This is a genomic window from Nocardioides convexus, assembly GCF_011090295.1.
The window spans coordinates 867,400-885,543 of the sequence record NZ_JAAMYA010000001.1; the positions used below are offsets into that span (position 1 = coordinate 867,400).

At 72.0% G+C, this 18,144-nt stretch carries 22 protein-coding genes and 9 pseudogenes; 9 read left to right on the forward strand and 22 right to left on the reverse strand.

The window, feature by feature from the left end:
• Positions 1–28: 28 nt before the first annotated feature.
• Together G5V59_RS06385 and G5V59_RS06390 are read right to left on the reverse strand one after the other, a co-directional pair.
• Positions 29–430: pseudogene (locus tag G5V59_RS06385) on the reverse strand (AMP-binding protein); the annotation flags it as partial.
• A 100-nt stretch (positions 431–530) separates the two neighbouring features.
• Positions 531–611 (reverse strand): annotated as a pseudogene (locus G5V59_RS06390) (hypothetical protein); the annotation flags it as partial.
• Between the two features lie 269 nt (positions 612–880).
• On the opposite strand from G5V59_RS06390, the pseudogene G5V59_RS06395 reads away from it, so the two are divergent.
• Positions 881–946: pseudogene (locus tag G5V59_RS06395) on the forward strand (hypothetical protein); the annotation flags it as partial.
• Between the two features lie 115 nt (positions 947–1,061).
• On the forward strand, positions 1,062–1,577 hold the full coding sequence (locus G5V59_RS06400; protein WP_278259678.1) for an enoyl-CoA hydratase-related protein: 516 nt from the start codon (positions 1,062–1,064) through the stop codon (positions 1,575–1,577).
• A gap of 129 nt (positions 1,578–1,706) precedes the next feature.
• Here the strand turns inward: G5V59_RS06400 and G5V59_RS06405 are convergent.
• The 7 genes and pseudogenes from G5V59_RS06405 to G5V59_RS06435 all read right to left on the reverse strand — a co-directional run.
• Positions 1,707–2,068 (reverse strand): annotated as a pseudogene (locus tag G5V59_RS06405) (haloacid dehalogenase-like hydrolase); the annotation flags it as partial.
• Positions 2,069–2,896: 828 nt separating this feature from the next.
• Positions 2,897–3,949: an AAA family ATPase gene (locus tag G5V59_RS06410; protein WP_278255928.1), complete on the reverse strand. Its 1,053-nt coding sequence runs from the start codon at positions 3,947–3,949 to the stop codon at positions 2,897–2,899.
• Between the two features lie 25 nt (positions 3,950–3,974).
• Positions 3,975–4,718: pseudogene (locus G5V59_RS06415) on the reverse strand (AMP-binding protein); the annotation flags it as partial.
• Positions 4,719–4,728: 10 nt separating this feature from the next.
• A pseudogene (locus G5V59_RS06420) lies at positions 4,729–5,031 on the reverse strand (AMP-binding protein); the annotation flags it as partial.
• A gap of 152 nt (positions 5,032–5,183) precedes the next feature.
• Positions 5,184–5,591, reverse strand: a complete 408-nt coding sequence (locus G5V59_RS06425; protein WP_278255929.1) for a hypothetical protein — start codon at positions 5,589–5,591, stop codon at positions 5,184–5,186.
• The gene (locus G5V59_RS06430) at positions 5,513–5,764 is read right to left on the reverse strand and encodes a hypothetical protein (protein WP_278255930.1); all 252 of its coding nucleotides are present in this window, start codon (positions 5,762–5,764) and stop codon (positions 5,513–5,515) included. Before G5V59_RS06430 ends, G5V59_RS06425 begins: the two co-directional genes overlap by 79 nt.
• A gap of 24 nt (positions 5,765–5,788) precedes the next feature.
• On the reverse strand, positions 5,789–6,712 hold the full coding sequence (locus tag G5V59_RS06435; RefSeq protein WP_278255931.1) for an LLM class F420-dependent oxidoreductase: 924 nt from the start codon (positions 6,710–6,712) through the stop codon (positions 5,789–5,791).
• Between the two features lie 741 nt (positions 6,713–7,453).
• Between G5V59_RS06435 and G5V59_RS06440 the strand changes: the two genes are divergently transcribed.
• From G5V59_RS06440 to map, 6 genes and pseudogenes are all read left to right on the forward strand, one after another.
• Positions 7,454–7,699 carry an OB-fold domain-containing protein gene (locus G5V59_RS06440; RefSeq protein WP_278255932.1) on the forward strand — a complete coding sequence of 82 codons (246 nt, stop codon included), beginning with the start codon at positions 7,454–7,456 and terminating at the stop codon, positions 7,697–7,699.
• A 106-nt stretch (positions 7,700–7,805) separates the two neighbouring features.
• The gene (locus G5V59_RS06445; protein WP_278255933.1) at positions 7,806–8,411 is read left to right on the forward strand and encodes a hypothetical protein; all 606 of its coding nucleotides are present in this window, start codon (positions 7,806–7,808) and stop codon (positions 8,409–8,411) included.
• 26 nt (positions 8,412–8,437) lie between these two features.
• On the forward strand, positions 8,438–8,791 hold the full coding sequence (locus G5V59_RS06450) for a hypothetical protein (RefSeq protein ID WP_278255934.1): 354 nt from the start codon (positions 8,438–8,440) through the stop codon (positions 8,789–8,791).
• A 246-nt stretch (positions 8,792–9,037) separates the two neighbouring features.
• Positions 9,038–9,955 (forward strand): thiolase domain-containing protein, encoded by a 918-nt coding sequence (locus G5V59_RS06455; RefSeq protein WP_278255935.1) that lies wholly within the window; start codon positions 9,038–9,040, stop codon positions 9,953–9,955.
• A 55-nt stretch (positions 9,956–10,010) separates the two neighbouring features.
• Positions 10,011–10,745 carry a hypothetical protein gene (locus tag G5V59_RS06460; protein WP_278255936.1) on the forward strand — a complete coding sequence of 245 codons (735 nt, stop codon included), beginning with the start codon at positions 10,011–10,013 and terminating at the stop codon, positions 10,743–10,745.
• Positions 10,746–10,778: 33 nt separating this feature from the next.
• Positions 10,779–11,512, forward strand: a pseudogene (gene map / locus G5V59_RS06465) (type I methionyl aminopeptidase).
• Here the strand turns inward: map and G5V59_RS06470 are convergent.
• A complete protein-coding gene (locus tag G5V59_RS06470) occupies positions 11,496–11,690 on the reverse strand; it encodes a hypothetical protein (RefSeq protein ID WP_278260277.1) in 195 nt (64 codons plus the stop codon). The pseudogene map and the gene G5V59_RS06470 overlap by 17 nt on opposite strands.
• Positions 11,691–11,731: 41 nt before the next feature.
• A complete protein-coding gene (locus tag G5V59_RS06475) occupies positions 11,732–12,061 on the reverse strand; it encodes a hypothetical protein (protein ID WP_278260278.1) in 330 nt (109 codons plus the stop codon).
• Here G5V59_RS06475 and G5V59_RS06480 point away from each other — a divergent pair.
• Positions 11,976–12,164, forward strand: a pseudogene (locus G5V59_RS06480) (glutamate-cysteine ligase family protein); the annotation flags it as partial. The gene G5V59_RS06475 and the pseudogene G5V59_RS06480 overlap by 86 nt on opposite strands.
• Before the next feature lie 41 nt (positions 12,165–12,205).
• On the opposite strand, the gene G5V59_RS06485 reads toward G5V59_RS06480, so the two are convergent.
• The 11 genes and pseudogenes from G5V59_RS06485 to G5V59_RS06530 all read right to left on the reverse strand — a co-directional run bounded on the left by G5V59_RS06485 (position 12,206) and on the right by G5V59_RS06530 (position 18,000).
• A complete protein-coding gene (locus G5V59_RS06485; RefSeq protein ID WP_278259679.1) occupies positions 12,206–13,822 on the reverse strand; it encodes an MFS transporter in 1,617 nt (538 codons plus the stop codon).
• 41 nt (positions 13,823–13,863) lie between these two features.
• Positions 13,864–14,016 carry a hypothetical protein gene (locus G5V59_RS06490; protein ID WP_278255937.1) on the reverse strand — a complete coding sequence of 51 codons (153 nt, stop codon included), beginning with the start codon at positions 14,014–14,016 and terminating at the stop codon, positions 13,864–13,866.
• Between the two features lie 68 nt (positions 14,017–14,084).
• A complete protein-coding gene (locus G5V59_RS06495; protein WP_278255938.1) occupies positions 14,085–14,609 on the reverse strand; it encodes a PepSY domain-containing protein in 525 nt (174 codons plus the stop codon).
• 83 nt (positions 14,610–14,692) lie between these two features.
• Positions 14,693–15,496 carry an ATP-binding protein gene (locus G5V59_RS06500; protein ID WP_278259680.1) on the reverse strand — a complete coding sequence of 268 codons (804 nt, stop codon included), beginning with the start codon at positions 15,494–15,496 and terminating at the stop codon, positions 14,693–14,695.
• Positions 15,379–16,035 (reverse strand): hypothetical protein, encoded by a 657-nt coding sequence (locus G5V59_RS06505; RefSeq protein ID WP_278255939.1) that lies wholly within the window; start codon positions 16,033–16,035, stop codon positions 15,379–15,381. The genes G5V59_RS06500 and G5V59_RS06505 overlap by 118 nt, the downstream gene beginning before the upstream one ends.
• 1 nt (position 16,036) lies before the next feature.
• Complete coding sequence (locus tag G5V59_RS35985) at positions 16,037–16,267, reverse strand: winged helix-turn-helix domain-containing protein (RefSeq protein WP_341350876.1); 231 nt, start codon at positions 16,265–16,267, stop codon at positions 16,037–16,039.
• 172 nt (positions 16,268–16,439) lie between these two features.
• A pseudogene (locus G5V59_RS35990) lies at positions 16,440–16,715 on the reverse strand (response regulator); the annotation flags it as partial.
• Positions 16,648–17,052, reverse strand: coding sequence for a cytochrome P450 (locus tag G5V59_RS06515; protein ID WP_278255940.1), 405 nt, complete (start codon positions 17,050–17,052; stop codon positions 16,648–16,650). The pseudogene G5V59_RS35990 and the gene G5V59_RS06515, both read right to left, overlap by 68 nt.
• A 75-nt stretch (positions 17,053–17,127) precedes the next feature.
• Complete coding sequence (locus tag G5V59_RS06520) at positions 17,128–17,475, reverse strand: hypothetical protein (RefSeq protein WP_278255941.1); 348 nt, start codon at positions 17,473–17,475, stop codon at positions 17,128–17,130.
• A complete protein-coding gene (locus tag G5V59_RS06525) occupies positions 17,472–17,801 on the reverse strand; it encodes a hypothetical protein (RefSeq protein ID WP_278255942.1) in 330 nt (109 codons plus the stop codon). The genes G5V59_RS06520 and G5V59_RS06525 overlap by 4 nt, the downstream gene beginning before the upstream one ends.
• Positions 17,755–18,000 carry a hypothetical protein gene (locus tag G5V59_RS06530; RefSeq protein ID WP_278255943.1) on the reverse strand — a complete coding sequence of 82 codons (246 nt, stop codon included), beginning with the start codon at positions 17,998–18,000 and terminating at the stop codon, positions 17,755–17,757. The genes G5V59_RS06525 and G5V59_RS06530 overlap by 47 nt, the downstream gene beginning before the upstream one ends.
• Positions 18,001–18,144 lie beyond the last annotated feature (144 nt).

An 18,144-nucleotide genomic window follows, 5' to 3' on the forward strand; every position in this document is an offset into this window, starting at 1 on the left:
GGCCGGCGAAGAGGTGCATGAGCAGCGAGGCCTGCGCCCCACCGTGCATCAGCGGGCTGAGCGGAAGCGTGACCAGGCTGTCCTCGAGCGCCTTCTTCGACTGGTCGTACTCCTCCAGCGGCTCGGAGGTCATGAAGTCGATGCCGCCGCCGAGCACCCGCCAGAAGTCCTCGTGGCGCCACATGACGCCCTTGGGGAAGCCGGTCGTGCCGCCGGTGTAGATGATGTGGATGTCGTCGGGGCTGCGCTCGCCGAAGTCGCGCTCCGCGGACTGCCCGGCGACCGCGTCGGCGAGGGTGACGCCGCCGAAGGACGACAGGTCGCTCGCGTCGTCCGGCTCCAGCGGGTTCGGTACGGCGACGACGGCCTTCATCGCGCCGACCTTCGGCAGCACCTCGGCCACCAGGGGTGCGTAGACCAGGTCGTGCACGAGGCCGACGAGGTCGGCGTTGTCGAAGAGGTACTCCAGGCTCGCCCGCGACGTAGCGGAAGTTCACGTTGATCGAGACCGCGCGCACCTTGAGGATCGCGATCAGCGCGATCACGTGCTCGATGCTGTTCTTGGAGTAGAGCCCGACGTGGTCGCCCTTCCCGATGCCCTGCTGCTGCAGGAAGTGCGCGAGCTTTGTTGGCCTCCGCCTCCAGGCTCGGCGAAGGTGATCACCCGCTCGCCCACCTGCACGGCGGGCTTGCCGGGCACGGCGTCGACGGCATGTTCGAAGAGATCGGCGATGTTCAGGGCCACGACGCCGAGACTAGAACACGTTTCACTTTTTCGCTAGCGTGGTTCACATGAGCGATTGCCTCGTCCAGCAGGACGGTCACAAAGCTGGTCGTCACCATGAACCGGCCCGAGCGCCGCAACGCCCTCTCCAGCGAGATGCTGCGGATCATGGAGGACGCCTGGGACCGGGTGAACGAGGACCCCGAGATCCGGGTCTGCATCCTCACCGGCGCGGGCGGCTACTTCTGCGCGGGCATGGACCTCAAGAAGGCCGACGAGAAGCCGCCGTCGGAGAGCCTTCGAGTCCGGCGAGTACGACCCCACCGTCATCAAGGGCCTGCTCAAGGGCTTCCGGCTCACCAAGCCGCTCATCGCCGCCGTCGAGGGGCCGGCGATCGCCGGCGGCACCGAGATCCTGCAGGGCACCGACATCCGGGTCGCCGGGGAGTCGGCGAAGTTCGGCGTCGCCGAGGCCCGCTGGTCGCTCTACCCGATGGGCGGCTCCGCGGTCCGGCTCCCCCGCCAGATCCCCTACACGGTGGCGGCCGAGTCGCTGCTCACCGGACGCACCCTGCTCGCCCCGGAGGCCAAGGAGCTCGGGCTGATCGGGCACGTCGTACCGGACGGGGAGGCGCTGGCGAAGGCGCACGAGATCGCCGACAGGATCGCCGCCAACGGCCCCCTGGCGGTCCAGGCGATCCTCAAGACGATGCGCGACTCCGAGGGCCGCCACGAGGAGGACTGCTGGGCCGACGACGCGAAGGTGGGCGCCGCGGTGTTCTCCTCCGAGGACGCCAAGGAGGGCCCGCGCGCGTTCCTGGAGAAGCGCGCGCCGGAGTTCAAGGGGCGCTGACGGCGCCGAGGTGCTCGTCGAGCCAGGCCGGGAAGTCGTGCAGGCTCTCCAGCACCACGTGCGTGCCGGCCTCCCACAGGCTCCTCGGCGGTGCAGCCCCCGGTCAGCACCGAGACGCTCGTGGCACCCGCCGCCAGGGCACCCTCCACGTCGTGCACGTGGTCACCGACGTAGACCGAGGCACCCTCGCGGCGCAGTGCGTCCGCCTTGCCGACGCCCCACACCCAGCCCTCCAGGACGTCCACGTCGAGGCCGGTGTGGTCGAGGTGGAGCCGGGCGTTCTCGGGGAACTTGCCGGTCACCACGACGATCCGCCCACCCCGCCGTCGTACGGCGGCCAGGGCGTCGTGCGCGCCCGGCAGCACCGGGACGCTGGTGATCGCGTGGTCCGGGTAGAGCGCTCGGAACCGGTCGCCGGCGGCCGGGATCCGCTCGGCGTCCAGGTAGGGCTCCAGCAGCAGGTCCAGCGGCGGTCCGAGGCGCCGGGTCATCTCCTCGACCGGGAAGTCGACCTCCAGGCTCGGCGCCCAGCGCACGCAGCACGTCCCGGAACCCCGGGGCGGTGTCGATGAGGGTCATGTCGAGGTCGAACCCGACGACGAGATCCGGCATGGCTCCACGCTATCGGGGCAGGATGAGCGCCATGGCCGCGCTCCTGATCCTCGGGTTGTTCCTCGCCGTCTTCGTGGGCTTCTGCGTGCTGCTGCCGGTCCTCGTCGTCGCCTCGGCCCGCCGGGCACGGGAGCGGCAGCAGGGCCTCGCGGCCTTCGCCCAGTCGCGCGAGTGGGAGTACCGGCCCGAGGACCCCGCCCTCGTCGGCCGGTTCAGCGGCGCTCCCTTCGAGCGTGGCAGGAGCCGACGCGCCACCAACGTCCTGCTCGGGCGCTACGAGTCACGGCCGTTCACGGCGTTCGACTACCGCTACGTCAGCGGGAGCGGCGAGGACAGCACCACCCACACCTGCTCGGTGATCGCGCTCAACCTGGGCGTGACGGCGCCCGACCTGGCCGTCGGCCCCACCACGACCCTGCGTCGCTGGGTCGACGCGCTGACCGGTCGCGACATCGAGATCGGCGACCCGCAGTTCGACGCGGCCTTCACCGTGCACTCGCCGTCGCCGGAGTTCGCCCAGGAGCCTGCTGCTGTCCGACGTGCGCGACGTGCTGCGCCACCACCCCGCGCTGTCCTGGCGGATCACCGGCGACTCGCTGCTCGTGATCCGGCAAGGCGGCTACTCCCCCGTCGACGTCGACGTGCTGCTGGGTGCGATGGGTGCCCTGCTCGACCGGGTGCCCGCGCGGGTGTGGCAGCGGCTGGGCTCACGCTGAGGCGCGCAGCCGGTCGAACGCCTTCGGGCCCTTCGCGCCGGCCAACCACGCCACGACCTGGTGGGCGGCCGCCTCGGGCGACGTCGTCGTGGTGTCCACCCGCAGGTCCCGGTCCGGCTGCTCGTACACGTGCTCCTGGGCACGGGTGAGCCCGCTCGGACGGTCCCCACGAGCCCGCTCGCGGCGCTCCCGCTCGTCGGGGGCGCACCAGACCTCGACCAGCGTGACGTCGTACCCGTCCAGCACGGCGAGCAGGTCCTCGAGGCGCCAGGGCTCGCTCAGCGGGTAGTCCATCACCACGTCGTTCCCCGCGGCGGCGAGCCCGGCGACCATCCGGTGGTAGCCCCGCCGGGTACGACGCAGCAAGGCCGCGACCTCGGCTTCCGACAGGGCGCGGGCCGGCTCCGAGCGCATCGCGCCGATCGCGTCGGCGGGCACCAGGAACCACGGGTCGGGCAGCAGCGCCGTCAGCGCCCGCCCGAGCGCGGTCTTGCCCGAGCCTGGACGCTCCGTTGAGGAGGACGATCCGGCCAGGGCGCACCCGCCGAGCGTAGCCGCCGGCGGACTCAGCCCACCGAGCGCTCGCCGGTCCAGAACTGCGCGCGCAGCGCCTTCTTGTCCGGCTTGCCGAGCGCGGTGAGCGGGAGCGTGTCGGCGGCGATGACCTGCTTGGGCACCTGCACCGAGCCCTTGCGCTCCTTGACCGCCGCCTGGATCTCCGCGACGACCACGTCGGTGAGACTCGTGGCCCTCCCGCAGCACCACGATGGCCGTCACCGCCTCGCCGAACTTCTCGTGCGGCGTACCGATGACCCCGACCTGAGCGATCGCCGGGTGCTCGGCGACGACGTCCTCGACCTCGCGCGGGAAGACGTTGAAGCCGCCGGTGACGATCATGTCCTTGGTGCGGTCGACGATGTACCAGAAGCCGTCCTCGTCCTCGCGGGCCACGTCGCCGGTGTGCATCCAGCCGTCGCGGAAGGTCTCCGCGGTCGCCTCGGGCAGCCTGCCAGTAGCCCGCCGACAGCAGCGGTCCCGCCACACAGATCTCCCCCGGCTCACCCGGAGCGACCGGGTTGCCGTCCTCGCCGAGCAGCGCCGCCCGGAGGTACGCCGAAGGACGGCCGCACGACGTCAGCCGGCTCTCCACCGGCCGCCCCTCGGCGTCCACGTGGTCGCCCTTGGGGAAGTAGGAGATGACCATCGGCGCCTCGGACTGCCCGTAGTACTGGGCGAAGATCGGCCCGAAGCGCTCGATCGCCTCCTTGAGCCGGACCGGGTTGATCGCGGACGCGCCGTAGTAGACCGTCTCCAGCGAGGAGAGGTCGCGGGTGTGCGAGTCGGGGTGGTCCATCAGCGCGTAGAGCATGCTCGGCACGAGCATCAGCGAGTTGATCCGCTTCTCCTCGATGGTCCTGAGCACGTCGGCCGGGTCGAAGCGCGCGGAGACGAAGAGCGTGCCGCCCTGCAGCACGACGGGCACGAAGAAGGCCGCACCGGCGTGCGAGAGCGGGGTGCACATGAGGAAGCGCGGCTCGGCCGGCCACTCCCACTCCGCCATCTGGATCTGCGCCATCGTCGAGAACGCGCGGACGTTGCCGATCACGCCCTTGGGCTTGCCGGTCGTTCCGCCGGTGTAGGTGATCGAGGTGATGTGCTCGGGCTCCAGCAGCGCCGCCTGGACCGGCTTCGGCTCGAAGGAGGCCGCCACCGCGGTCAGGTCCGTGCCGACGTCGGCGAGCGCGTCCGGCACCGGCCCGATGGTGAGCACCTGCTTGAGGCCGGGGCACTTGCCGAGCAAGCTCGACGGCACGGTCGGCGAAGTAGGGGTCGATGACGAGCGTGCTGATGCCGGCGTCGTTGATGACGTAGGCGTGGTCGTCGGCCGATCCCAGCGGGTGCAGCGAGGTGCGCTGGAAGCCCTGGGTCTGCCCGGCGCCGAGGATGAAGAGCACCTCGGGCCGGTTGAGCGCGAGCAGCGCGCCCGGCGTGCCGCGTCCGGCGCCGAGGGACTCGAACGCCTGGATGTACTGCGAGATCCGGTCCGCGGTCTCCTTGCCCGTCAGGGTCACGTCGCCGAGGTGCACGATCGGGCGGTGTGCGTGCCGCTTGAGCGCGGCGAGCATGAGGTGGCCGTTGTGAGCGGGGGTCCGGAGCGTGTCGGTCACATCCCGCAGACTAGAACGTGTTCTAGATCCGGGCAAGGACCCTTCCTTGTGCTGGTCGGCGTCGCACCTGACGGGTCGGTCGTCATTGCAGGGAATTCACGACAGATGCGTCAGGTACGACGCCGAGAGTCAGCCGGCCTGCCGCTCGATCGGGGCGAGGAGCGGCTGCACGCCGCCGAGCCGGCGCCGGAAGCGGACCTGCTCGGCATGCGCGTCGAGCACGTCCCACAGCGCCCGGTGGGCGGACCACGGCAGCGGCTCGGCGCCGTTCCACCACCGCTCGCCGAAGCCTGATCCACACCGGGACCCAGTGCGCGGCACAGTCCCAGGCTCCGCGCTGGGCCTCGACCATCCGCCGGCGCAGCTGGAACTCCGCCCGCGGGCCGTCGACGCAGATCGGCGCGGTGCGGACCGGCCAGACCCACAGGTCCAGGCTCCATCAGCCCAGACTCGAGGTCACGGAGCAGGGCAGGATCGACCAGCACCGTGGCGACGTTCTCGTGCGGCTCGCGCAGCATGGCCACGACGGTAGCCCGCCGCTCCGACACCCGCCAGGGATCAGGCCAACAGGCTCCGCGACCTGACGGACCTCGCCGGCGCTGCGGCACGACAGGAGCAGCGTCGTCACCCCGGTCTCCTCCCACTGGGCGACCCGCTCCTTGACCTCGCCGGGCGTGCCGATGATGTGCATGTCGTCGACCAGGCTCGTCGGGGATCAGGCCGGTGGCCTTGTCCTTCTCCCCGGCCAGGTACAGGCTCCTGCACCTCGGCGGCCAGGCTCGCCGTACCCCATCCGGGTGAAGACCTGGTTGTGGAAGTTCTGCTCCTTGGCGCCCATGCCGCCCATGTAGAGCGAGACGAAGGGCTTCATGCCCTCGATCACCGCCTGCTTCTGCGCGGCGTCCTCGACGACCTGGAGGTGGCAGGTGGCGGCGATCTCGAAGTCCGCACGGGTACGACGCGCGCCGGGTCGCGCGAAGCCCTCGTCCAGCCACGGCTGGTACATCCCCGCGCTCCTGGGCGTGTAGAAGATCGGGATCCAGCCGTCGGCGATCTCGGCGGTCTGGGCGACGTTCTTCGGCCCCTCCGCGCCGAGCCAGATCGGCAGGTCGGCGCGCAGCGGGTGCACGATCGGCTTGAGCGGCTTGCCGAGCCCGACCGAGCCCGGGCCGCGGTAGGGCAGCGCGTGGTGCGGCCCGTCGTTGGTCACCGGCGCCTCGCGAGCGAGCACCTTGCGGATGATCGAGACCACCTCGCGGGTGCGGGCGAGCGGCTTCTCGAAGGGCTGGCCGTACCAGCCCTCCACGACCTGCGGGCCGCTCACGCCCATGCCGAGGATCACCCGGCCGTTCGTGAGGTGGTCGAGGGTCAGCGCATGCATCGCGATCGAGGTCGGGGTGCGGCCGGACATCTGCACGATGGAGGTGCCGAGCCGGACCCGCGAGGTCTCACGGCCCCACCAGGCGAGCGGGGTGAAGGCGTCGCTCCCCCATGCCTCGGCAGTGAAGATCGCGTCGAAGCCGGACTCCTCCGCGGCCGCGACGAGCTTCTCCGACGCCCTGCGGCGGCTGCGCGCCCCAGTAGCCCAGCCTGCAGTCCCAGTTTCATGAGACGAATCATGCCGGTCGTTGCGAAGCATTTCTAGAACGTGTTTCACTTTCGCCATGAGCCGCACCCTGCAGGCCCCGGTCACGGTGGCCTTCGACTACACGCGATCGACCGGCCCGGTGCTCGGTCGCTTCCTCTCCGGGCTCCGCGACGGCGTGGTCGTCGGAGGCCGCACCTCGGCCGGCCAGGTCGTCGTACCTCCGCTGGAATTCGACCCCGTCACCCACGAGGCGACGACCGACTTCGTCGAGGTCTCCTCCGTCGGCACGCTCACCTCCTGGACCTGGGTCCCCGAGCCCGTCAAGGACCAGCCCTTCGACCGGCCCTTCGCCTTCGCGCTCGTCACCCTCGACGGCGCCGACGCACCGCTCCTGCACGCCCTGGACGTCAGGCTCCCCCGAGGAGGTCAGCACCGGGATGCGGGTGCGCGTGCGCTGGGCCGCCGAGCGGGTCGGCCACATCAACGACATCGCGTGCTTCGAGCCGCTCGCCCCCGGCGAGAGCGAGGCCCCCGCACCCGCGGCGGCCAGCGACGAGCCGGTCAGCGGCGTCGTCACGAAGGTCTCCCTCGACTACGACTACGCCGCCTCACCGGAGGAGTCGCTGTTCTACCGCGGTCTCAACGAGGGCCGGATCATGGGCCAGCGCTGCCCCACCTGCCAGAAGGTCTACGTCCCGCCGCGCAGCGCCTGCCCCTCGGACGGCACGCCCACCGAGGAGGAGGTCGAGTCTCTCGCAGACCGGCACGATCACGACGTTCTGCATCGTCAACGTGCCCTTCCTCGGCCAGAAGATCACTCCGCCGTACGTCTCGGCCTACGTCCTGCTCGACGGCGCCGACATCGCGGTGCTGCACCTGATCCTCGGCGTGCCCGCCGACGAGGTGCGGATGGGCATGCGGGTCAAGGCCGTCTGGAAGCCGGAGGAGGAGTGGAAGTACTCCCTGGAGAACATCGACCACTTCGCGCCGACCGGGGAGCCGGACGCCGACTTCGAGACCTACCAGCACCACCTCTGAGAAGGGAGACACAGACAGATGCGTGACGTCGCCGTCGTCGGGTTCGCCCAGCGACAGATGCCCGGGTTCGACGGGTCGCCGACCTGCGTGGAGCCTCCTCGTTCCGGTGTTCAAGGAGCTCTACGAGCAGACCGGGTGGACCCGCCGGGATGTGGGGTTCTGGTGCTCCGGGTCCTCCGACTACCTCGCGGGCCGCTCCTTCTCCTTCGTCCAGGCGGTCGACGCGATCGGCGTCATCCCGCCGGTCAACGAGTCGCACGTCGAGATGGACCTGGCCTGGGCCATGTACGAGGCCTGGATCAAGATCCAGACCGGCGAGGTCGACACCGCCCTGGTCTACGCCTTCGGCAAGAGCTCGGCGGGCGTGCTGCGTCGTACCCTCGCCCTTCAGCCTGGAGCCGTACACGATGACGCCGCTGTGGCCCGACACCGTGTCGCTGGCCGGCCTGCAGGCCCGCGCGGGCATCGACGCCGGCGCGTGGGACGAGCGGGCGATGGCCGAGGTCGTCAACCGCTCGCTCACCGACGCGGAGAAGAACGAGCACGCCATCCGCAAGGGCGGCTCGTCGGTCGAGGAGCCTGCTGGCCCGCCCGATGTACGCCGACCCGCTGCGCAAGCACGACTGCTCCCCCGTCACCGACGGCGTCGCCGCCCTGGTCCTGGCGGCCGGAGACAAGGCCCGCGAGGTCCGCGAGCGCCCGGCCTGGCTGACCGGCATCGCGCACAACATCGACCCGATGGGCTTGGGCGTGCGCGACCTGACCCGCTCCCCCTCCGCCCAGCGGGCCGGCGCAGCGCTCGACCTCGGCGGCGTGGAGGTGGCCGAGTCTGCACGCGCCGTTCAGCCACCAGGAGCCTCATCCTGCGCAAGGAGACTCGGCCTCGGCGCGGACGTCGTGGTCAACCCGTCCGGTGGAGCGCTCGCCAGCAACCCGATGTTCTCCGGCGGCGGCATCCGCGTCGGCGAGGCGGCCTCGCGGATCTGGGCCGGCGAGGCCGACAAGGCCCTCGCCCACGCCACCAGCGGCCCCGCCCTGCAGCAGAACCTCGTGTGCACCCTGGAAGCCTCTACCGAAGGAAAGCGGATCTGATGGGCAAGCAGCCTGCAGCGATCATCGGCGTCGGGCAGACGCACCACCGCGCCAAGCGCGAGGACGTCTCGATGGCGGGCCTGTGCCGCGAGGCCATCGACCGCGCGCTCCTCGACGCCGACCTGAGCCTCGACGACATCGACGCGATCGTCGTCGGCAAGGCCCCGGACCTGTTCGAGGGGGTGATGATGCCCGAGCCTGTTCCTCGCCGAGGCGCTCGGCGCGGCCGGCAAGCCGCTCCTGCGCGTGCACACGGCCGGCTCCGTCGGCGGCTCGACCGCGATCGTGGCCTCCTCGCTGGTCCAGGCCGGCGTGCACAAGCGGGTGCTGACGGTCGCCTACGAGAAGCAGTCCGAGTCCAACGCGATGTGGGCGCTCTCCGTGCCGCTGCCGTTCAACATGCCCGTCCATGCCGGTGCCGGCGGCTACTTCGCACCGCACGTGCGCTCCTACATCCGCCGCTCCCAGGCACCCACCCACATCGGCGCGATCGTGGCCGCCAAGGACCGCAACAACGCCCTGAAGAACCCCTACGCGCACCTGCACAACGAGGGCACCACCGTCGAGTCCGTGCTGGCCTCGCAGATGCTCTGGGACCCGATCCGGTACGACGAGACGTGCCCGTCGAGCGACGGCGCCTGCGCGCTGGTGATCGTCGACGAGGACACCGCGAAGTCGTCGCCCAACCCGGCCTGGATCCACGGCACCGTGATGCGCTCGGAGGCCACCACCGCCGCCGAGCGCGACCAGGTCAACCCGCAGGCGGGTCGCGACGCTGCTGCCGCGCTGTGGAGGCAGGCCGGCATCACCAGCCCGATCGACGAGATCGACGCGGCCGAGATCTACGTGCCCTTCTCGTGGTTCGAGCCGATGTGGCTGGAGAACCTCGGCTTCGCCGAGGAGGGCTCCGGCTGGAGGCTGACCGAGGCCGGGGAGACCGCGATGGGCGGCCGGATCCCGGTCAACTGCTCGGGCGGCGTGCTCTCCTCCAACCCGATCGGCGCCTCCGGGATGCTGCGCTTCGGCGAGGCCGCCCTGCAGGTCCGGGGTGCCGCCGGCGAGCACCAGGTGGAGGGCGCTCGCAAGGCCCTCGGCCACGCCTACGGCGGCGGCTCGCAGTTCTTCGCGATGTGGGTCGTCGGAGCGGACAAGCCCACCAACTAGGCCCGGTGCGCCGCGGCGAGGTGTGGAACGACGCCGGCGGGGATAGGTTCCGGGCGTGAGCCTGCCGCCGTCGTATCCGCCTCCGCCGCCGGGGTCCTTCCAGAACGTCGAGCCGCGGCCGCCCGGCAACGGGCTCGCGATCAGCGCCCTGGTGCTCGGCCTGGTGACCCTGCCGCTGGCGATCGTGCCGTTGCTGAGCCTGCTCGCGCTGCTCACCGCCGCGATCGGGATCGGGCTCGGCCTCGCCGGCATCAAGCGCGGGCGCCGCATCTCCCGCGGGACGGCCATGGCGGGCTGGGGCCTGGGCTTGTCGGCCGTCGGCCTGGTGATCGCGGTGCTGGTCACCTTCGTGTTCATCCGCTGGCTCGGGGACGCGCTGGACTGGGTGAAGCCGCCGGAGCCGAGCGAGAAGGTCGGGCAGGCCTTCGACACCGACGACGGCGACCTGCGGATCAAGGTGACCTCGGCGAGCCTGCGCGGGGGACTCTCCGGAGGGCGACGGCTACTCCAGCGTGAAGTGCACCTTCGTCTTCGACGCCGAGAACCGGAGCGACCAGACGATCTACCTCGACGGCATACGGGTCAAGGGGGTCGTGGACGGCGAGTGGCAGGACGCCTCCCTCCAGGGCGAGACCTCGCTGGACCCCGGCGACAACCAGACGATCACCGGATCGGTCTGGGTCGGGCGGGCCGAGGACTTCCAGGGGATCGCCTTCGACGCCGACGACGCCTCCAGCCACAGCGCCGTCGTCGTGGATCCGGGCACCGGTCAGTAGGCTGGATCCCGTGATCGGTTCTCCGTACCCCGACCCAGATCGAGCAGATGCGTCCTGCCGGTCGCTTCGTCGCGTCCGTGATCAAGGCTCTCGGCGAGAAGGCCGCCGTCGGGGTCAACCTGCTGGAGGCTCGACGAGCCTGGCCCACCGCATGATCAAGGACGCCGGCGCCCAGTCCTGCTACATCGACTACCACCCGTCGTTCGGCGCCAGCCCCTTCGGCAAGGTGCTGTGCACCTCGGTCAACGACGCCGTGCTGCACGGGCTGCCCTTCGACTACGTCCTGCAGGACGGCGACCTGCTCTCGGTCGACTTCGCCGCCTCCGTCGACGGCTGGGTGTCCGACTCCGCGCTGTCCGTCGTCGTCGGTACGCCGCGCGAGGAGGACCTGCGACTCATCGAGACCACCGAGCAGGCCCTCGCCGCCGGCATCGCCGCCGCCCGATCGGGCAACCGGCTCGGCGACATCTCGGCCGCGATCGGCGATGTCGCGCACGCCGCGGGCCTCGAGGTGAACCTGCAGTTCGGCGGGCACGGCGTCGGCCGGACCATGCACGGCGAGCCGCACGTCGCCAACGACGGCCGCGCCGGCCGTGGCCTCAAGCTCCGCCCGGGCCTGGTCATCGCCATCGAGCCGTGGTTCCTGCACACCACCGCGGACATCGTGTTCGACCCTGACGGCTGGACCATCCGCAGCGCCGACGGCTCCCGGGGCGCGCACGCCGAGCACACGGTCGCGATCACCGACGGCGACCCGCTGATCCTCACCGCGCGGGACTGACGCCCGCCTGATCGGTCCCCGACGGGGTACTCCCCCGCCATGGACGCCCGCACGCTCGGCGTCGAGGAGGAGCCTCCTCCTCGTCGACCCGGAGACCCGCCTGGCGACGCCGCGCGCCCAGCAGGTGCTGAAGTACGCCGACGAGCACGACCTGCCCGAGCGCGACGACCTCGACCACGAGCTCTACCGCCACCAGACTCGAGACACGCACCCCTCCGGTCAGCGACTCCGGCGAGCCTGCGCCACCACCTCGTGCGTCGCCGGGCACTGGCGGCCGAGGCCGCCGACGGCGCCGGTCTGCGCACCGCCGCCGCCGGCACCAGCCCGCTCGCCATCCTCGCGCCGCGGACCACGCGCGACGACCGTTACCTCGCCATGGTCGACACCTACGGCGAGTCTGGCCCGGCCTGCCGGCACCTGCGGGATGCACGTCCACGTCGGGATCTCCTCCGACGAGGAGGGCGTGCGGGTGCTCGACGCCCTGCGGCCGTGGCTGCCGGTGCTCCTCGCCATCAGCGCGAACTCGCCCTTCCACGAGGGCCGCGACACCGGCTACGCCTCGTGGCGGGCGCTGGCCTGGGGCCAGTGGCCGAGCGCCGGGCCGACCGAGCGCTTCGGGAGCGTCGAGGGCTACCGGCAGGTGGGCCGGTCGCTGATCGACTCCGGCGCCGCACGGGACGAGGGCATGCTCTACTACGACGCCCGGCTGGCCCGGAGCCTATCCCACCGTCGAGGTGCGCATCGCCGATGTCTGCACGGACCCGGACGACGCCGTCCTGGTCGCGGTCCTGGCCCGCGCCCTCGTCGACCGGTACGCCGAGCCCGGCACCGAGCCGCCGGACGCGGCCCGGTTGTGGCGTGCCGAGTTCGGTCCGGGCTGCCACCTGGCGTGCCGCCCGCGAGGGACTCGGCGGGCGACTGCTGCACCCGCTCACGGCGGCCCTGCGGCCGGCACGCGAGGTCGTGGGCCTGCTGCTCGACACCGTGCAGGAGCAGGCTGTCGGCGACCGGGGACCAGGAGCGGGCGCGCGCGGGGGTGGAGCGGCTGCTCGGCGAGGGCGGGTCGGTGCACCAGCGGGCGGCGTACGAGCGCACGGGGCGGCTGGAGGACGTCGTCGACGACCTCGTCGTGCGGACCAACGTCAGCGACGACGCAGGGTGAGCACCAGCAGCACCAGTGCGAGCACCTGCGCGGCAGCGACCACCGCGGCGAGTCCGACCGGTGTGCGCGGTGACCAGCGCACCCGCGACCGCGCCACCGGCGACGGCGCCGAGACCCTGGACGGCCGCGAAGACGCCGTAGCCCGTGGCTCGGCGGGCGGCCGGCACCACTGCCGCGACCTGGGCCTTGACGGTGGAGTCCAGGACGCCCGTGGCCACGCCCCAGAGCGCGACACCGGCCAGCACGGGCGCCAGGGCACCGGCGAAGGCGAGCGGCGGGACCCCCGCCACCAGCACCGGTACGACGAGCAGCACCCGCGCACCGACCCGGTCGAACGCCCAGCCCGTCGCCAGCGCGGCCAGGGCGGCCGTGGCCATCGCGAGGGCGTAGACCACCGGGGCCGCGGCGATCGGCACCAGGCCGTCCTCGACGAAGCGGTAGGAGATCACCCCGAAGGTCATCAGCCCCGCCGTCGCCAGGGCGGCGGCCGTCGAGAACACGTGGAAGCGGGCAGGCAGGTCGACGCCCAGCACCGCCCCGAGGCCGCGCCGCTCGGCCTCGTCGGGCGCGACCTCCTCGGGCTCGGTGATGCCCGGCGCACGTCGGGCGACCTGGGCGAGGAGCACCAGGGAGATCGCGCCGGGGATGGCGAGCACGGCGAAGCCGGGCCAGAGCACGCCGGTCAGAGCGGTGACGCCGGCGACGGCCAGCGGTCCCGCGAAGGCGCCCACCTGGTCGAGCGCCTTGTGCACGCCGAACGCCCGGCCCAGGCTGCCTCCCGTGGCGACCCGCGCCAGCAGCGCGGACTTCGCGGGGCTGCGGATGGCCTTGCCCGCCCGCTCGAGCAGGATCAGCGCGGCGGCGAGCGCCACGCCCGCCGTACCGACCGCGGGGGCGAGGGCCAGCAGCGGCACGCACACCGCGGTGAGGGCGTAGCCGACGACGGTCAGCCGCCAGTGCCGCCCGCTGCGGTCGGCCCACGGCCCGGTCGCGAGACGGAGCAGCAGCGCCATCGCCTCGCCGGCGCCGGTGACGATCCCGACCACCAGGGCGGACGCGCCGAGCGCGCCGAGGAACGGACCCGAGATGGAGCGCATGCCCTCGTAGACCATGTCGGCCGTGAGGCTGACGAAGCCGAAGGCGACCACCGTCCGCCACGGGCTCCAGGCCCGCGGCGTGGGGGCTTCGCTCAGTGGGTGACGCCCCACAGGAAGCCGAAGACGCCGGCACCGACGCCGAGGACGATGATCGTCCACAGCGAGATCCACGCCAGCGTGTGCATCCCGTGCTGGTAGTGGTTCTCCGAGAAACCCTGGAACTGCTCGGTGTTGACGTCGCTCATGGCGCCCTCCTGTCGGCCTGCTTGCAGCACGAACGCTACTGCACCCGGCGCCCTCGCGAGCGTTGCGCTCAGCGGTCGGCGTGCTGGGCGACGACGGCGAAGGACGCGTCCAGGTCGAGGTCCCACTCGACGCCCCGCGCGTCGCGCACCTCGGCCTCGTACGCCGCGCCCGGGTCGTCGCTCGGGTCGACGTCGAGCACGGTGCCGCCGCCGACCGCGGCCAGCGCGGCCCGCCCGGCGGCCGCGCGCTCCGCGTCGGTCAGCACCCGGTCGTCGGCGTCCGGCCCGTCGCCCCGGTCGTCGTCGCGGTCCTCGGCCACCGGCTTCAGGTCCTCGTCCAGGGTGACCTCGACCTCGCGGCCGTCGGTGCGGACCTCCACCTCGTAGGCCTCCCCCCGGTCGTCGCTCCTCTCGACCTCGACAGCCTCACCCCCGCCGGCCGCCTTCGTCGCGGCCGCCGCCACCCGGTCCCGCTCGTCACCGGAGACGTCGTCGGCGGAGGCGGCCCAGACCGTGCCGCCGACGGCCAGCGCGGCAACGGTGGCCAGGGCAGGAAGGACGACGCGCTTGCGGCGGAGAAGGGTGGTGCTCATGGGATCTTCCTCTCGATCGGGGCTGATGACCTCAGCCTGCCGAGGGGTCGCTGAAGGCTCCCTGAACCTTCCTGAAGGCGCGTTCAGCCGGGCAGCCTCACGACGAACCGGGCGCCCCCGAGCACCCCGTCCTCCACCGCGACGGACCCGCCGTGACCGTTCACCACCTCGCGCACGATCGCCAGCCCGAGGCCGCTTCCTCCGGCGTCGCGTGCCCGGGCCTCGTCGAGGCGCACGAAGCGCTCGAAGACCCGGGTGCGGTCGGCGGGTGCGATGCCCGGCCCGTCGTCCTCGACGCTGAGCAGCACGCTCCCGGGCTCCTGCGCCACCGCGACCGCGAGCCGGGTGCGCGCGTGCCGGGCGCCGTTGTCGACCAGGTTGCGCACCACCTGGCCGAGCGCCACCGGGTCGCCGTGCAGCCGGGCGGCGCCCACGGCGGTGGTGTCCATGTCGAGGCCGGGGCGCACCACCCGTCGTACGGCGGTCAGGGCGAGGTCGTCGAGGTCGACCTCGGCGCGCGGGGCGCGGTCCCGTCCCTCGCCGGCGCGGGTGAGCACGAGCAGGCTGCTCGACGAGCACCTGCACCCGCACCGCCTCCTCCAGCACGGTCTCGGCGAGGCTCGCCGTCCGGCAGCGCCGCCGGATGCGCCTGGGAGACCTCCGCGGCCTGCCGGATGCTGGCCAGCGGCGAGCGCAGGCTCGTGCGAGGCATCGGCGACGAACTGCTCCTGCCGGTCGCGGGAGTCCTGCAGCCGGGCGAGCATGGCGTTCATCGTGCGGGCCAGCCGGCCCACCTCGTCCCGGGTGGCGGGCTCGGACACCCGCCGCCCCAGGCGGGCACCGGTGATCTCCTCGACCTCGCGGCGGATCCGCTCGACGGGGCGCAGCGCGCGGCCGACGACGAGCCAGGTGGTCCCCGCGACGACGAGCAGCAGCACGGGCAGGCCGAGCAGCAGCGGCGCGGCCAGCGCGGCGGTGGTCTCCTCGACGTCTTCCAGGGAGACCGCGACCGCGACGACGTGACCGTCCTCGGAGTCCTCGGTGACGACGACATAGGGGTGGTCCGCGCCGGGCAGGCTCGACGGTCCCGTCCTCCGCCAGCGGGCCCCGGAGCGAGGCCGACGCCGCGAGCAGGCTCTCCGTCCGGACCGGTCACCTGCCACACGACGTCCCCGGGGTCCTCGTCCGCCTCGTCGTCCGCCTCGTCGTCCGCCTCGTCGTCCGCCTCGTCGTCCACGACCGGCACCTGGCCCGCGTCGACCTGCGCGACGAGCGCGTCGGCGCGGTGCTCGGCGGTGGTCTCCGCGCCGTCCCGCAGCGAGCCACGCACGGCGAGCACCAGGGCCGCGGCACCCACGAGCAGGGCCACCGCGACGACGGCGACGGCGGCGAGGGTGGTCCGCACCCGGATGGAGGTACGTCGCACGTCAGCCTCCGTCGCTCGCGAGCCGGTAGCCCGCGCCGCGTACGGTCTCGATCGCCGCGCGGCCGTAGGGCCGGTCCACCTTGTTGCGCAGGTGGCGCACGTAGACCTCCACGATGTTGGGGTCGCCCTCGAAGTCGCCGTCCCAGACCGCGTCGAGGATCTGTCGCTTGGAGACGACGTCGCCCCGGTGCCGGGCCAGGAAGGCCAGGACGGAGAACTCGCGCGCGGTCAACGGGATCTCGTCCCCTCCGCGTCGCACCCGGTGAGCGGCGGTGTCGATGACCAGGTCCCCCAGACTCCAGCGCGGTCGGTCGCTCCCGCGCGCCGCGCCGCGCGACCGCGCGCAGCCGCGCGACGAGCACGGGGAAGGAGAACGGCTTGGTGAGGTAGTCGTCGGCGCCGGTGTCGAGCCCCTCGACCTGGTCCCACTCGCCGTCCTTGGCGGTGAGCATCAGGATCGGCGTCCAGATCTCCTCCGCGCGCAGCGTCGCGCAGACCTGGTAGCCGTTGATGCCGGGGAGCATGAGGTCGAGCACGATCGCGGCGTAGTCGTTCTCCCGGGCCAGCCACAGCCCGTCGGTGCCGTCGTGGGCGACGTCGACAGCGAAGCCCTCAGCCTCCAGACCGAGCCTCAGCGAGCGGGCCAGACGGCGCTCGTCGTCGACGACCAGGACGCGCATGGAACCTCCGGAAATAAGGCTCAGGGCGGCCCCATTGTCGCGGAGCCGCCCTGAACCTGCGCTGAAGGCTCAGGCGTACTTGACCTGCATCTCCTTGATCGCGTTCAGCCACCCCGAGCGGAGCCGGCGCGGCTTGCCCACCAGGCTCGATGTCGGGGGCGAGGTCGGCGATCGCGTTGAAGATCAGGTTGATCTGCAGCCGCGCGAGGTTGGCGCCGAGGCAGTAGTGGGCGCCGTGGCCGCCGAAGGCGACGTGCGGGTTGTTCTCGCGGGTGATGTCGAAGCGGAACGGGTCCTCGAAGACGGTCTCGTCGAAGTTCGCCGAGGCGTAGAACATGGCGACCCGGTCGCCCTTCTTGATCGCCTGGCCGGCCAGGCTCCGTGTCCTGCTTGGCGGTGCGCTGGAAGACCGTCACCGGCGTCGCCCAGCGGACGATCTCGTCGACGGCCGTCTCGGGCCGCTCCTTCTTCCACAGGCTCCCACTGGTCGGGGTGCTCGAAGAAGGCGTGCATGCCGTGGCTGGTCGCGTTGCGGGTGGTCTCGTTGCCCGCGACGGTCAGCAGGATGACGAAGAAGCCGAACTCGTCGTTCGTCAGCGCGCCGTGGTCGTCGTCGAGGCCGACACTGATCAGGCTTGGTGACGATGTCGTCCTGCGGGTTGGCGCGCCGCTCGTTGGCGAGGTTGTCGAAGTAGACGAGGATCTCCATCGACGCCACGGCCGGGTCGGCGCCGATGTCGGGGTCGTCGTAGCCCATCATCTGGTTGGACCACTCGAACGAACTTCTTGCGGTCCTCCTGCGGTACGCCGAGGAAGTCCGCGATCGCCTGCAGCGGCAGGCTCGGCCGCGATGTCCTCGACGAAGTCGCCGCTGCCCTTGGCGACCGCCCCCGCCACGATCTCGCGGGCGCGATCCTCCAGGACCGTCTTGAGGGCCGCGATCACCCGCGGGGTGAACCCGCGGGACACGATGCCGCGCATCTTGGTGTGGTCCGGCGGGTCGTGGTGGATCAGCATCGCACGCTGGACCTCGACCTGATCACGGGTCATGTCGGGCGCGAAGCGGATGATCACGCCGTTCTCCATGGCGGACCAGTTCTCGTTGTCCTTCGAGACCTGGCGCACCTCGGCGTGCCGGGTCAGCGCCCAGTAGCCGGTGTCCAGGAAGCCCGCGCGGGCCTCGGGGACCTGCTCGATCCACCGGATCGGCTCGTTGGTCCGCAGGGCACGGAACTCGTCGTGCGGCAGCGCGACTTCGTTGATGTCGGGATCGGTGGGATCCCATCCCTCGGGAATGAGGAGACTCGGTCACGCGACGAACCTTTCGCTGGCTACGGGGTGGAACACGTTCTAGAGCCACCGTACAAAGCATCGCGGGATTACGAAAGGGTTTCGTTCAGCGTTTCTCGACGAACGAGAACACGTTCTA

Bases quoted from the DNA above. Each gene is read 5' to 3' on its own strand.
- G5V59_RS06425 (WP_278255929.1), bottom strand. From the start codon at position 5,591: ATGCTGCGCGAGCCGCACGAGAACGTCGCCACGGTGCTGGTCGATCCT.
- G5V59_RS06430 (WP_278255930.1), bottom strand. From the start codon at position 5,764: ATGCACATCATCGGCACGCCCGGCGAGGTCAAGGAGCGGGTCGCCCAG.
- G5V59_RS06435 (WP_278255931.1), bottom strand. From the start codon at position 6,712: ATGCTTCGCAACGACCGGCATGATTCGTCTCATGAAACTGGGACTGCA.
- G5V59_RS06450 (WP_278255934.1), top strand. From the start codon at position 8,438: ATGGGCTTGGGCGTGCGCGACCTGACCCGCTCCCCCTCCGCCCAGCGG.
- G5V59_RS06490 (WP_278255937.1), bottom strand. From the start codon at position 14,016: ATGAGCGACGTCAACACCGAGCAGTTCCAGGGTTTCTCGGAGAACCAC.
- G5V59_RS06495 (WP_278255938.1), bottom strand. From the start codon at position 14,609: ATGAGCACCACCCTTCTCCGCCGCAAGCGCGTCGTCCTTCCTGCCCTG.
- G5V59_RS06515 (WP_278255940.1), bottom strand. From the start codon at position 17,052: ATGTTCTACGCCTCGGCGAACTTCGACGAGACCGTCTTCGAGGACCCG.
- G5V59_RS06520 (WP_278255941.1), bottom strand. From the start codon at position 17,475: ATGATGGGCTACGACGACCCCGACATCGGCGCCGACCCGGCCGTGGCG.
- G5V59_RS06525 (WP_278255942.1), bottom strand. From the start codon at position 17,801: ATGGAGAACGGCGTGATCATCCGCTTCGCGCCCGACATGACCCGTGAT.
- G5V59_RS06530 (WP_278255943.1), bottom strand. From the start codon at position 18,000: ATGGGATCCCACCGATCCCGACATCAACGAAGTCGCGCTGCCGCACGA.